The 12,638-nt window shown below is 48.3% G+C and carries 11 protein-coding genes and 2 pseudogenes; 8 read left to right on the top strand and 5 right to left on the bottom strand.

The features are described 5' to 3' along the window. Window positions 1-15: 15 nt before the first annotated feature. Both H6G00_RS15255 and H6G00_RS15250 read left to right on the top strand, forming a co-directional pair. Window positions 16-2,160: a glycosyltransferase family 9 protein gene (locus H6G00_RS15255; protein ID WP_190797413.1), complete on the top strand. Its 2,145-nt coding sequence runs from the start codon at window positions 16-18 to the stop codon at window positions 2,158-2,160. 38 nt (window positions 2,161-2,198) lie between these two features. After that, window positions 2,199-3,452: a glycosyltransferase gene (locus H6G00_RS15250; RefSeq protein WP_199318507.1), complete on the top strand. Its 1,254-nt coding sequence runs from the start codon at window positions 2,199-2,201 to the stop codon at window positions 3,450-3,452. An 87-nt stretch (window positions 3,453-3,539) separates the two neighbouring features. On the opposite strand, the gene H6G00_RS15245 is transcribed toward H6G00_RS15250, so the two are convergent. Both H6G00_RS15245 and H6G00_RS15240 read right to left on the bottom strand, forming a co-directional pair. Further along, window positions 3,540-4,457 carry an ABC transporter permease gene (locus H6G00_RS15245; RefSeq protein WP_190797412.1) on the bottom strand — a complete coding sequence of 306 codons (918 nt, stop codon included), beginning with the start codon at window positions 4,455-4,457 and terminating at the stop codon, window positions 3,540-3,542. Further along, window positions 4,436-5,491, bottom strand: coding sequence for an ABC transporter substrate-binding protein (locus tag H6G00_RS15240; protein WP_190797411.1), 1,056 nt, complete (start codon window positions 5,489-5,491; stop codon window positions 4,436-4,438). Before H6G00_RS15240 ends, H6G00_RS15245 begins: the two co-directional genes overlap by 22 nt. A 217-nt stretch (window positions 5,492-5,708) precedes the next feature. Here H6G00_RS15240 and H6G00_RS15235 point away from each other — a divergent pair, with 217 nt between their 5' ends. The 4 genes from H6G00_RS15235 (at window position 5,709) to H6G00_RS15220 (ending at window position 8,828) form a co-directional block, all read left to right on the top strand. Further along, a complete protein-coding gene (locus tag H6G00_RS15235) occupies window positions 5,709-6,341 on the top strand; it encodes a Uma2 family endonuclease (RefSeq protein WP_190797410.1) in 633 nt (210 codons plus the stop codon). 54 nt (window positions 6,342-6,395) lie between these two features. Continuing rightward, window positions 6,396-6,680, top strand: a complete 285-nt coding sequence (locus H6G00_RS15230) for a hypothetical protein (RefSeq protein ID WP_190642319.1) — start codon at window positions 6,396-6,398, stop codon at window positions 6,678-6,680. A gap of 80 nt (window positions 6,681-6,760) precedes the next feature. Then, a complete protein-coding gene (locus H6G00_RS15225) occupies window positions 6,761-8,209 on the top strand; it encodes an alpha/beta fold hydrolase (RefSeq protein ID WP_190797446.1) in 1,449 nt (482 codons plus the stop codon). Between the two features lie 85 nt (window positions 8,210-8,294). Further along, window positions 8,295-8,828, top strand: a complete 534-nt coding sequence (locus H6G00_RS15220) for a DUF4174 domain-containing protein (protein WP_190797409.1) — start codon at window positions 8,295-8,297, stop codon at window positions 8,826-8,828. Between the two features lie 87 nt (window positions 8,829-8,915). Here the strand turns inward: H6G00_RS15220 and H6G00_RS15210 are convergent, their stop codons facing one another. Continuing rightward, window positions 8,916-9,572 carry a TetR/AcrR family transcriptional regulator gene (locus tag H6G00_RS15210; RefSeq protein ID WP_190797408.1) on the bottom strand — a complete coding sequence of 219 codons (657 nt, stop codon included), beginning with the start codon at window positions 9,570-9,572 and terminating at the stop codon, window positions 8,916-8,918. 112 nt (window positions 9,573-9,684) lie between these two features. On the opposite strand from H6G00_RS15210, the gene H6G00_RS15205 reads away from it, so the two are divergent. Next, window positions 9,685-10,665, top strand: coding sequence for a Rieske 2Fe-2S domain-containing protein (locus tag H6G00_RS15205; RefSeq protein ID WP_190797407.1), 981 nt, complete (start codon window positions 9,685-9,687; stop codon window positions 10,663-10,665). Between the two features lie 32 nt (window positions 10,666-10,697). Here H6G00_RS15205 and H6G00_RS35420 read toward each other — a convergent pair. Together H6G00_RS35420 and H6G00_RS35415 are read right to left on the bottom strand one after the other, a co-directional pair. Next, a pseudogene (locus H6G00_RS35420) lies at window positions 10,698-10,790 on the bottom strand (TetR/AcrR family transcriptional regulator); the annotation flags it as partial. A 108-nt stretch (window positions 10,791-10,898) separates the two neighbouring features. Then, window positions 10,899-11,315, bottom strand: a pseudogene (locus tag H6G00_RS35415) (TetR family transcriptional regulator); the annotation flags it as partial. A gap of 215 nt (window positions 11,316-11,530) precedes the next feature. On the opposite strand from H6G00_RS35415, the gene H6G00_RS15195 reads away from it, so the two are divergent. Then, window positions 11,531-12,523, top strand: a complete 993-nt coding sequence (locus H6G00_RS15195) for a Rieske 2Fe-2S domain-containing protein (RefSeq protein ID WP_190797405.1) — start codon at window positions 11,531-11,533, stop codon at window positions 12,521-12,523. Window positions 12,524-12,638 lie beyond the last annotated feature (115 nt).

The following is a 12,638-nucleotide window of genomic DNA, read 5'->3' as shown; positions in this document are numbered from 1 at the left end:
CGTCAATAAAAAGCTATGTCACACGCTGACACATTCCACCAGATTTTATTTGTTGAGCTATTAGGGGGGTTAGGGGATGTATTGATTGCACTACCTGCGATCGCCGCTTTAGCAAATTCGCACCCCCAAGCACAACTCACCGTTTTAACATTTGCGCCAGGAAGTCAACTGTTGCAGCAGCATCCACTCATTCATCAGGTGATTGAGGTCAAACAGGGTGAGGCTCGACAGACAGTTGATCAGGCGTTGAAGAATCAGTCTTTTGATCTAATCGTTTCAGATACTAATTACGATGGCATTGCTGAAGCAATTCAGAGCAGTGGCGCAAAACGGACAGTAACGAACCTGTGGCGCAATCCTCCAGAGCACCAGAGGGTAGGCGATCGCTTCCTCAACATTCTGGTTGAAGAGGGAGTAATTGCTGCGGATGCGATACACCTTGACCAAGCATTGCTTCACTTAACTGCAGCAGAACATGAGTCCGCACATCAAGCATTAGGTGCAGCTTATTGTCCACTCATCGTTTTATGTCCTGATGCTGGAATGCCTGTCAAACGGTGGTCAACCGCAAACTTCGTACAGTTAGGGCGCGCATTGCAACAACGATATGGTGCCACGATCCTGATTCCTGTAGGTGCAGACCAGGAACAAGCTGAGCAAATTGCTCGACATATGGGTGGCACGGCACGAATATGGCAACGAGGCTCTCTACGACAACTAGCAGCGGTGATGTCAGAAGCAGATCTAGTGATTGCTGCTGACACTGGCCCTGCGCGCATTGCTGCGGTTTTGAATATCCCCACGATTACCCTATTCGGACCGTCCTGGCACGGTCGCTATGGACAACCTTTCCCTCACATCAACTTGCAAGGCTACCCTGAATGCCCTGAGCGAAACATTCAGAACTTTACTGAGCAACGCTGCTGGTATGGCGGAGTTTGCCCATTTGACCAATGGGATAGCTGCATGCAGGCGATCGCCCCTGCTGAAGTGTTGGCAGCAGTAGAAAGGGTGTGGGAGCAGAAGAGTGAAGGGGTAGGAGAGCAAAGCTTAAAACTCAAAACTCAAAACTTACAATTCAACTTTGAAAACTCACTTTCAGTAGATTGGGGAAATGTTCGCAACCTCTTGGTGATGCGATTGGATAATATTGGCGATGTGATTATGACTAGCCCTGCTTTGCGGGCAATCAAGCAAAATTTACCTGGGGCAAAACTAACGCTAATGGCGAGTCCGTCTGGGGCACTGACTGCACCATTGTTGCCCTGGGTCGATGAAGTGTTGCCTTGGCGAGTATTGTGGCAAGATTTAGGACGATTGCCATTTGACCCAGAGCGGGAATGGGAGTTAGTTAAGTTTTTGAGCGATCGCCACTTCGATGCAGCCATCATTTTCACCAGTTTCAGCCAAAGTCCTCATCCAGCAGCCCTAATTTGTCATTTGGCAGGAATTCCCCTGCGTTTAGGAGAATCTAAAGAAAAAGGACTGGGCTTTCTGACTCACGAATTGAACTCTGCTCCTGATGAAATCCATCAGGTAGAGCGTAACCTGAGACTGATTGAATCAGTTGGTTTTGAAGTGAGCGATCGCCATTTAGCGATTCAAACCTCAAAATTCAAAATTCAAAATTCAAAATTTAAGCTTCCTAGAGAATTCATTTTGCTCAATCCTTGGACAACCTGCCAATCTCGCAACTATGACCCCGATCGCTTTGCCGCTGCGGCTCGACGGCTGAGTGAGATTACGAAATGGTCAGTGGTGGTGACAGGGGTTGAAAAAGATCGCGATCGCGCTTTTCCTCTACTTCAGGCATTGGGCAACTGTGCCATTGATCTGATTGGCAAGACCAGTTTGTCAGAATTAGCAAATTTGGTGGCAGAGGCTCAACTGGTGTTGACCAACAATACCTCAACCATGCACATTGCCGACGCAACACAAACTCCAATGGTTGTTTTGTTTGCCGGAACTGAACGGGAATCACAATGGTGTCCTCGTCATGCTCCTATTCGGCTGCTGCGTCGCCCTACTGTATGTAGCCCCTGCTATGCATTTACCTGTCCCTACAGCTTGGAGTGTTTGGACATTCCTCCGGAAACTGTGGTTGCAGCAGCACTGGAGCTTCTACGAGAAACTAATGCTGTTGTAACAGCTCTCAGGTAAAGGTATTGTGGCTGTTCACAAGTTATTTTCGATAACTGATGTTCAATGACCAAAACTCAGACCCCATGCTGCGCGTCACCTTAATTGCTGGTACTTATCAACCTGATCGCTGTGGCGTAGCTCATTACACCTCACGCTTACGAGAGGCTTTGGCAAAAGAGGTTGAGCCTGTAGTGCTCACTACCCAAGCAGCAGCTCAAGCGGTACAAGATACCCACATTCGAGGAGTGGTGCAAGATTGGAGGTTAGCTAGCCTATTGCCATTAGTGCGGACGATTCAAACAACCCCAACTGATATTCTGCACATTCAACATGCAGCAGGCACTTATAGCTTTCAGCGTCCTATTTTTTTGCTGCCGCTAATCCTACGGGCTTTAGGTTATCGTCAACCCATTGTCACAACAGTGCATGAGTATGGCTGGTGGGAATGGCAACCCAAAGGCGTTCCACCGAAACTGCTGGAATGGCTGAAGCAATGGGGACAACAGCATCAATGGTGGGATCGAGAGGATGGCTTTTTACTAACGGGTAGTCAGGCAATTATTACCACTAATGTAGAAGCGGAGAGTGCAATTTGCGATCGCCTCCCTCACCTATCCAATCGCCTTTATCGAATCCCGATCGCCGCTAATGTGGAAGTGGCACCCATTGAGCGATCGCTTGCCCGTCAGCTTGTGCGCCAAACCTACGGTTGGTCAGAGGAATCGTTAGTGATTGCTTTTTTCGGCTTTTTACATCCCGTTAAAGGACTGGAAAACTTATTTCTTGCATTCAAACAGATACAAGCAATTGTTCCCCAGGCACGACTGTTACTTGTTGGTGGAGTAGAAAGTTTAGCCTTGCCTGCGGATGAGGCTAAGCGATATTGGGATAAATTACAGGCTCAGATCTCGCAGCTAGGACTTAGTGAACAAGTAAAAATGACAGGCTATGTGAGCGAGGCGATCGCCTCACACTATTTAAGCGGTTCTGATTTAGGCGTGTTACCCTTCAACCACGGTGTCACCCTCAAAAGTGGTTCCCTACTAGCGCTTTTAGCCCATCATTTACCTACTGTCGCGGCTTACTCTGACCCACCCGATCCAGAACTTGCTGCGGCAAATATTGTTTGTCCTGTGCCGTCCCGTGACCCAGATTCTCTCACTGCGGCACTACTGAAGTTAATTGAAAATCCAGATTTGCAGAAACAACTGAGTGTAGCAGGAAGTGAGTTTGTCAGACAGTTTAGTTGGGAGGCGATCGCTCAGAAACATTTGCAGATTTACAAGAATCTACTAGCGAAGCAGATTTAAAGCGTTGGGTTTCGCTTTGCTCCACCCAACCTACACAAATTACTGGATAGGCTTAAGTAGCTGTACCGTTCTTCTACTTTCTACTCCTTATTCTAAAGCTCCTCGTCTCACTACAACGGTCAGGGCTAAAAATACGATTAGCATCACTACCAGTGCAAATGCGGCTCCCAAAGGCCAGTTGTAGGACACACCAAACTGAGAAGAAATCACATTGCCCAGCATAATGCCACTGGGTCCTCCGATCAGATTGGGAGTGATGAAGTCACCCATCGTTAGGGCAAATACATTAATTGAACCTGCCAGTAATCCGGGTGTCACCAGCGGCAAAGCAACCTTACGAAAAGTGGTGAGAGGTAGAGCGTTGAGATCTGCTGATGCTTCGAGCAAATCTTTGGGTAGTCGCTCGAAGGCTGTGATTACAGGCAAAATCATGAAAGGTAGCCAGACATGCACAAACGTAAGTGTGGTTGAAAACTGGTTATAAAGGAAAATTTGGCTGGGCTGCTGCAAAATTCCTAAAGAGAGTAAGGCACTGTTGAGAATGCCGTTATACCCAAGGATAATTTTCCAGGCGAAGACTCTCACCAGATAGCTTGACCACAGCGGCAGAATGACTAACAGCGTTAACAACGTGCGGTAGCGACCACCGAAACGAGTAATGAAGAAAGCCAGGGGGAGGGCGATCGCCGCATCAATTGCCGTTACCCCCAGCGCAGTCATTACCGTTCTCACAATTACTGTGCGATAGGCTGTATTGCCAAAGATCGTTTGAAAATTGACTAGGCTAAACTCCCGCACGATATCAAATGCTTCTAACCGCCAGAAGCTGTAAGAGACCAGAATGGCGATCGGTACAAAATACAGCAGTGTCATCCACACCAGTGGCGGTAATAGAGTTGCGTAGAGTGCCACTGGTGTGCGATCGCGCCGTCTTGGTTGCGCCTCTGAAAACTGGGCTTCTGACAGTTGAGTGATCAACGGTTCTAACTGCGGATTTCGTTCCAAAGCTGTACCCACTTATCGTAATTTTGGACGCTCTGCCACATTTTGATTTCCTCATGCAGCGACAGGTCATCCATAAACAGTTCCTTGGCGCGTTCTGGACCGACTGCTTCAACGCCCAATTCCGTTGCGCCAGAATAGCCTGTTACATCCATTACACCTTTTTGACCTTCACCACTGAGGATAAAATCAATCCACTTGTAGGCAGCATCCACGTTACGAGAGTTTTTAGAAATCATCCAGGAGTCCGTCCAGCCTGTCAGTTGCCCTTTAGGGTTAACAGAACCGACCGGATAATCTGCCTCAATCAGTTGCGTATAGGTGAGTGGCCAGGCATGGGCAAGCACTACTTCACCCGACTGAAACAGGTTTGCCAACTCACCAGCAGTTGCCCAGAATTTGCGAATGCTGGGACGCAGTTCCAGTAGCTTATCTTTCACTTCAGCCAGATCAGCGTCTGTTAGGTCATAGGGGTCTGGCTTGCCCAACCAGAGCGCAACATCAGCGATCGTCATTGGATTGTCGGGAATGGTAATCTGTCCGGCATACTGGGGGTCAAACAGTACGTCCCAAGAAGTGGGCGCAGTTGCTACTTTTTCGGTGTTGTAGAGCAGCACATTTGGACCCCAGGCAAAGGTTACACCGTAGGGCTTGCCATCAAAGCTATTCCAGTCACCTTTTTGAAACGGTGAAAAAATTGAATCGTAGTTTTCGAGTTTGCTAGTGTCAATCGGTCTGACTAATCCAGCTTTGTAGAGCCGCTCGGTGATGTCGCCGGATGCAGAAATCAGGTCATAGGTGCGACCGCCGCCCGTGCGGAACTTAGCAAACATTTCGTCGCTAGAGCCGGCATAGGTTGCTTTGATTGCACAGCCTGTTTCCTGCTCAAACTTTTGGGCAAAGGAAGCATCGGTATAGCCTTCCCAGACGATTGCCGTCAACGTGCAGCCCGCTGCTTGAGCAGGCTGAGCAGGCAACATTCCACTGGTTAACCCTAATAAACCAATTAAAAATGCGGTAATTAAACGATGCCACATAGATAACTTGATCCTTCTGCTAAATGTCATAACGGTTAAATCAGACAATATTGAAGTGGACAATGGCATAGTACGTCCGACCTAGAGTAAAGGGTATCGTTCTAAATTTTCTGTTACTAATGACATCCTATGAGGTCTTTGCCCTGATCATGGAGCAACTGTAAGGTTCTTTAATAGCGATCGCTATAATTTGGTCAGTAAGAACAAGAGATCTCCTATGTACGCTGTCGTGTCTCGCGAAAAAATTCACCTTCCACCGGGCAGTGTGATGCGAATGCCCGGAACCTGGCAAGATTATTGCATTCTGCGAGATAGCCGAGGCGATGGCTCTATTCCCAGAATTAAATATCGCAACGGCGAAATCTTGCTTATGAGTCCCCTTCCTCGTCACGGACGTGAAGCTAACATTTTGGCGGATGTTGTGAAAGCTCTACTGGATAGCGAAATTCGCAACTACGAAGCCTTTACCCCGATTACGATGGACATTCCTGAATCAGGAGGCATTGAGCCAGATTACTGCTTTTATATCGATAACTGGCAAGTTGCTGTTGGTAAAGATCGGATTGACTGGCAAGTTGACCCGCCGCCCGATCTGGTGATTGAAATTGATGTCACCACTTATGCATCTGCTGAAGACTATGCGCCTTATCGAGTTCCAGAAGTTTGGCTTTTTAAAAAGAGTGGCTTAAAGATTTACTGCCTGCAAGGGGAGGTTTATCAACCACAGTCTATAAGTCGCTATTTCCCCAATGTTGATCTGCCCATCCTGATTACTCAAGTTCTGCAAGTTGCAGCAGAACAGGGAACTGGGTTTGCTTTGCGGGATTTGCGTCAACAGTTAATGCAGTAGTTTATTTGTTTATTTTACTTGTCACTGTTCCCGACTACCCACTCATTTCTAGCAATGCTGCAGCCGTGCGAACTTTGCCACCGAGAGATGCCTGCTCTCACAGAGCATCACCTAACTCCTCGTCAAAAGACCAAACGCCAGGGGCTCGACCCCAGCCCCACAATTCAAATTTGCTCTGCCTGTCATCGCCAGATCCACACCCTTTATGACAACTCTCATTTGGCACTGCACTTAAACACCTTGGAAAAGCTCAAGCAAGACCCGCAGCTACAGAAATTTTTAGCCTGGGTTCACAAGCAAGACCCCAATAAGCGAGTCAAAATCGACCGAAAACGATAAATTCGCCACTCTCCAATCCTTAAGCCCGTTTTGCGTTACACCAGTAAGTGGTGTTTGGATGTTGGCCGAAGCCTGTGAAATTGAACTATAAACGCTTAGGACTCCTGTTACTGGCAATCCTGCTGGTTGTTTCGTCTTGGTTAGGAATCGCTATTGCTCGATCGGGATTAGAGGTGCGATCGCTCCAAAAGGAGGGAGTTCCTCTGCTATACATTGCCCCTCAAGGGGCGAAGGCAGTCCCAGGAGTTTTAGTTGCCCATGGGTTTGCAGGTTCCAAACAGTTAATGTTGGGTTATGGGCACGTACTGGCTCGTGCGGGCTATGCGGTAATGCTGTGGGATTTTGACGGGCATGGGGCGAATCCTGCTCGCCTACAGCAGTATGAGTTGCAGAACAACCTGGATGTTGCTTTGCAAGCTCTATTAGAACAACCTCCGGTTGACCCAGATCGTTTAGCATTGCTGGGGCACTCGATGGGTAGCGGAATTGTGATGACAGCTGGCGCTCGTAGCCCTGATCGCTTTGCCGCAACCGTTGCTGTTTCCCCGACTGGGGCAAGTGTGACTCCTCAAGCTCCCCAGAATCTCCAGTTGCAGGCAGGAGGTGGAGAGGGAAGATTTATTGGCAATGCCGAACGGCTGCTAGCACAGGCAGGAGGAGAAAACGCGAACTTAGCAGCAGGACAGGGACGAGAACTGGTTGTTATTCCTGGTGTCGAGCACATCACCATTCTGTTTAGTGATGGTAGTCATCAGGCAGCACTGGAGTGGCTTGACGCCACGTTTGGGAGAACCCAAGAGAGCCAGTACAGCGATCGCCGCATGGCTTGGTATGGTCTACATCTACTGGGTTGGTTAGTGGGGTTGGCAGCAATTTCACCCCTCCTGACTCAACCAGAAACCATCACCTTGAAAATAGCCCCCCTTCGACGATGGGCAGGATCAATCGCCGCGCCATTGGTAGCAACCGCAGGATTAGTGTTGCTGAGCCAGCGGTTTAACCTCCAGGATTTGGGTGGGGTTCAAGTTGGCGGAGCGGTCGGCGTCTGGTTTCTGATTGCCGGATTAACCTGGCTGGGAGTGCTAGCACGGTTGCCGCGTCCTACCCTGCGTACTGCCGGACTGGGAATTGTGCTGTTTGTCATCCTCTGGGTTGCCTTTGGCGCAATGGCGCAGGTGGTCTGGCTTCAATGGTGGCTCATTCCAATTCGGTTGAGAGTATGGTTGCCAGTGGCGATCGCTTGTTTCCCCTGGTTCCTGGCATCTGGAATAGTGCAGGAGAATGTCGGGGTCGGCAAACGCATCCTCTGGTGGTTGGGACAAAGCGTTGTCCTGATTGGTGGCTTTGTCCTAACGCTCAACTTTTTACCTCAATTAGGATTTATGTTTTTGCTTTTGCCGTTGTTCCCACCCCTGATGGGAATTTTGTCTCTGGTGGCAGGTTTGTTGAATCGAGCATGGATCTACGCGATCGGCTCTGCTTTATTTTTCGGCTGGTTGCTGGCAGCAGGTTTCCCGCTCTCGGCTTGACCTGTGTGCCCTGAAATTCTCTCCTCGGAACCAGTTGCTCTCTTATAGATTTGCCTACAGTAAGGAGGTTGTTTCTGTCTGAGTAATGCAGTCTCTATCTGTGTTTGTTGCGCTTCTGTCCCTGCTACAGGGCTGTGTCTACGCTCAGCCTTCCATCTCTATGAGTGATTCCGCTAACCTTTCTAATTCCTATCCCTCAGAGATAGCCAGTGTTGCCGTACCCTCTGATCATTCACAGTCGGTTGAATTTAATTTGAGCGACTATCAATGGCAACACCGCATCTTGCTGGTCTTTGCACCTTCAATTGGTTCATCTGATTATCAACAACAGATGCAAGCATGGCAGGCAGACGTAGCAGGGACAGATGAGCGCGACCTCAAGTTGGTGCAGGTTTTGGAAACTGGAGAGAGCCAAGTCAATGGGCAACCGATTAGTTCAGCATCGGTAGAAAGGCTTAGACAGCAGTTTGAGATTACCCCTGAAGAGTTCGCGGTAATTTTAGTCGGTAAAGATGGTACGGAGAAGCAACGGAGCCAAACTCCGATTGATTTGGCGGTGCTATTTCGCAGCATTGATGCGATGCCAATGCGCCAGCAAGAAATGCGCTCTCAACAGTAGTTTGAAGCAGAGCGATCGCCGCCCGTGCGGGGGTCGGTAAAACAACAATCCATCGGCGCTACGGCAGCAAACTAATTCTTCGCTAACCTAATCCCTTTGCTGAATCGCTGCCCAAATGAATGCGATCGCCGCTTCGGTATGTTCTTCTATCATTTCTGGGCTGAGGCGATCGATCTCTGGAGTAAGATGCCGCCAATTCTCATGAACTGTGAAATAGAAGAGACAAATACTCAAAATGTAGGTCAAGGTGAGAAACGGCTTGAGTGGGCGAAAGGAACCGTCTTTCATGCCTCGTTCTAGAACTTTCAATAGATACTCGTGAAGTGTCAATACATTGCACTCTTTAAAGTATGCACCCTGATTTTGGCTCGACTCCTGAAACCACAGCATTTGTCGTTGAGGGTTCGCGGCTTCGTTGGAGATTGCAATGCGAATGATTTGCTTCAGAGCCTCTTCAGGAGATAGAGCATCAAAATCGTGTTGTGCCAGTATTTCTTGAACCTCATCTACAGGGCGCTGGAGAACAGCTTTGTAGAGATTCTCTTTGTTCTCAAAGTAATAGTGCAATGTTGCAGAAGTAACCTGGGCAACTTGGGCGATCGCGCTCATGCGGGCCCCTTTTAAGCCGTGGTGGGCAAACTCCTGCTCGGCAGCATCCAGAATTTGCTGTTGTGTTGCTGCTGCATCTCGCACGGGACGCACTGATTTTGCTGCTCGTTTCCCCAATCGACCCACGACTCCCATCACTCTTGTCCTACCAGAGCCATCTTAGCAGAGACTAAACATCGTGGAATTGACGAAATGACAAGCCATTGATAGACTTACTAATTAGTTAGTAAGTTAAAGTTTTAAGATTATGGAGCAATTACAGGGTTCTCCCTGGCTACTGGCGCATCGCTCAATGCTGAAGCCGAATCAGCTCCGAAAGTTTTCCCTGTTAGGTCGAGATTACGTGCTCTGGAAAGATTCACAAGGCAAAATTACTGCTTTACCTAACGCCTGTCCTCACATGGGCGCAATGCTTTCGGAGGGTTGGTGTGTAACTCAATCTGATCGTAGTAGTACGATCGCCTGTCCATTTCATGCTCTAGAGTTTGATCACCAGGGCTGTACTGTATTACCCGGTTTCAATAGGCAAACGAAATCCTTGCTGTCACCACTTGAATTGATCATTCAGGGGGATTTGATCTGGAGCTATGGTGGCTATGAGCCGAAAATTCCAATTCCTGATTTGATGAATGCGATCGCCACTGAGTATGACTTCATTGGGGTCACAGGTGAACGCAGCATTCCCACTGACATTCTGAGTTTGCTGCTGAATATGCACGACTACAACCATCAGAACGGCACGCATCGGGAGCTATTTGAAATTGAGGAGGTTCAGGTCAAGCAATTCATTGATGAAGGGTTACATTCTCACGCTTATCTGGCTCAACCCAGGAAACAACCAACATGGCGGGAGATTCTCAGAAATCCGGCACAATTGGCATTACCAAAAGTTCTGGAAGCGCATCTGGAAAATTACTTTCCGTTTATGGGGGTGATGCATGGCGACAACAAAATTCTGAGTTTAAAGGAATGCCACTTTTATTTGCCCGAATCTGTGGGGCGATCGCGCGTGTTTGTATTGATGTACATGCAGGCGCATTCCCCGATCGCTCACTTGCTGAAACGAAATTTGCTGAAGCTGATTGATGTTGTTGTAGAGCAAGATGCCAGGATTCTCAACCGGGTCTACCCGAATACGCCACAACGAATCAAACTCAACAATGAAGTAGGAATGGATTGGGTTCGTCGGAATTTTGAACAGTTTCCTTCTGTAAAAACAGAACCCTGAATTTTGCAGTTGCTAGCGGGCTATTGAGCGACAAACTGCTTTCTACAATCCTTACAGAGATAACACTGCTTGCCCCGACGATATCCATTTTTCGATAACTGGCTGGATTGACAGTGAGGGCATATCATTACTTTCATTACATCGCCTAACTGATAATCGCCGACGTGCGGCTCTAAATATGACACTAATAGCTCCTCAATCTGCTGCGTCAAGCGTTGGCGATGCTCAAGACTAGGGCTGCGAAGTGCCGCCAGCATCACCGCATTACTGCTGTGCACACATACTTCTGCTAACAGGCTGTACTGTTCCTCAGTTAGGGCAGCATTTCGGTGCTTCAAGATATTCGCCATAAAGTTGATCGCTTCCTGCGTCATGCTTTCATCAATCGACTGAAAAATTTCGCGTGCCAGATAAAACTGCACAAATACGACTCGCGACACGGGTTGCTCAAACAGTTCTGCCACGCTGGTCACGATCGCATGGATCATCTGACGGAGTGGTAATTGGATAATGGTCGCGATATCCACCTGCGCCCACATCGCCTTCACCCGCTCTGCATGACGTAACTCCATCGCCTTGAAAATAGCGGCTTTATCTGGGAAAAACTGATAGAGCGACCCGATCGCCGTTCCGGCTCTGGCAGCAATCATGTGAGTTGTTGCAGCTTCATAGCCCACCTCATCAAATACAGCCGCCGCCGCATCAAGAATTTTCTCGACTCGCTCCTTGCCGCGCTGCTGTTTAGGCTGACGACGCAAACTATTAGCTGCTTGGGGGCTTGACGAACGTGAATGTTCTGTCATATTTTGAAGTTCATAGATTGAAATGCGACAGATTTTTCATAATTTTATCAATGGAGGACGCTATGCGCTCAATGCTCCCCGGTGCGCCTTGGCTGTTGGCGCACAAATCCATGCTGAAGGTTAATCAGCCCCGCAAGGTTTCTCTATACGGTGTTGACTATGTGATGTGGAAGGATGAGACAGGAGAAGTCCATGCTTTACCGAATGCCTGTCCACACATGGGAGCCATGCTCTCAGAGGGATGGTGTGAAGCGCAAAGTGACGGTAAAAGCACTGTTGTCTGCCCGTTTCATGCGCTACCTTTTGATGCGGCTGGTTGTACCGTTCTACCGGGTTCAGGCAAAAAAACATTGCCTCAGTTGCAACCGTTAGAACTTATGATTCAAGGCGATTTCATCTGGTCATATGGTGGGCATGAGCCAAAAATTCCAATTCCCAAAGTGTTGGATGAGATTGTAGAGCAATATTATTTTGTCGGGTATACGGGCGATCGCAGCGTTGAAACCGATCTGCTGACCATGCTGCTGAATATGCATGACTACAATCACCAGAATGGCACTCATCGAGACTTATTCCGCATCACGGAGGTTGAGTTTCACCAATTCATTGACGAGGGGCATCATTCCCATGCATTTTATGATATGCCCACTGCACCCTACACGCTGACAGAAAAACTGAGAAAACCAGATTTGCTTCTGCTACCTACCAACATCAAGGCACACCTGGAGAACCATTTTCCGTCCCTCGTTATCTTTCACGGTGAAATGCCATTAGGGAAAGCAGCCCAATGTCACTTCTTTATTCCAGAAGCCGAAAACCGCACCCGGACTTACATCCTACTGTTTGGACAAGCAAAACATCCTGCCTTTAGGCTGTTTGGTAGTACCTATCTCAAATTCGGTCAGGTGGTGATTGATCAAGATGCTGATATTCTGAGCAAGCTTTATCCAAACACTCCGCAGAAGATTAAACTCAACAACGAAGTCGGTATGGATTGGGTTCGCCGTAACTTTGAGAGTTTTCCCGATGTTGTGGCCCCTAATCTTTCCAAGTAAATGTTGCTGTTGGCGAATAGGAAAATCAGGCAAAACAGCCTCATTCTGTAGTACGCCACGGTCACTCAAGTAGAAGCAAGCTAAGTGCACTAGCATAAGCCTATAGCTGCTCTAG

Origin of the sequence: Leptolyngbya sp. FACHB-541 (genome assembly GCF_014695875.1) — a bacterium.
GTDB lineage: Bacteria > Cyanobacteriota > Cyanobacteriia > Elainellales > Elainellaceae > JAAUTN01.
Note: the sequence above shows the minus strand (reverse complement) of the source record. Positions and strands in the feature narration are given on the sequence as shown.

Excerpts from the sequence above, each read along its gene's own strand:
- H6G00_RS15250 (WP_199318507.1), top strand. The coding sequence starts at position 2,199 with ATGTTCAATGACCAAAACTCAGACCCCATGCTGCGCGTCACCTTAATT.
- H6G00_RS15230 (WP_190642319.1), top strand. The coding sequence starts at position 6,396 with ATGCTGCAGCCGTGCGAACTTTGCCACCGAGAGATGCCTGCTCTCACA.
- H6G00_RS15235 (WP_190797410.1), top strand. The coding sequence starts at position 5,709 with ATGTACGCTGTCGTGTCTCGCGAAAAAATTCACCTTCCACCGGGCAGT.
- H6G00_RS15220 (WP_190797409.1), top strand. The coding sequence starts at position 8,295 with ATGCAGTCTCTATCTGTGTTTGTTGCGCTTCTGTCCCTGCTACAGGGC.
- H6G00_RS15240 (WP_190797411.1), bottom strand. The coding sequence starts at position 5,491 with ATGTGGCATCGTTTAATTACCGCATTTTTAATTGGTTTATTAGGGTTA.
- H6G00_RS15255 (WP_190797413.1), top strand. The coding sequence starts at position 16 with ATGTCACACGCTGACACATTCCACCAGATTTTATTTGTTGAGCTATTA.
- H6G00_RS15195 (WP_190797405.1), top strand. The coding sequence starts at position 11,531 with ATGCGCTCAATGCTCCCCGGTGCGCCTTGGCTGTTGGCGCACAAATCC.
- H6G00_RS15205 (WP_190797407.1), top strand. The coding sequence starts at position 9,685 with ATGGAGCAATTACAGGGTTCTCCCTGGCTACTGGCGCATCGCTCAATG.
- H6G00_RS15210 (WP_190797408.1), bottom strand. The coding sequence starts at position 9,572 with ATGGGAGTCGTGGGTCGATTGGGGAAACGAGCAGCAAAATCAGTGCGT.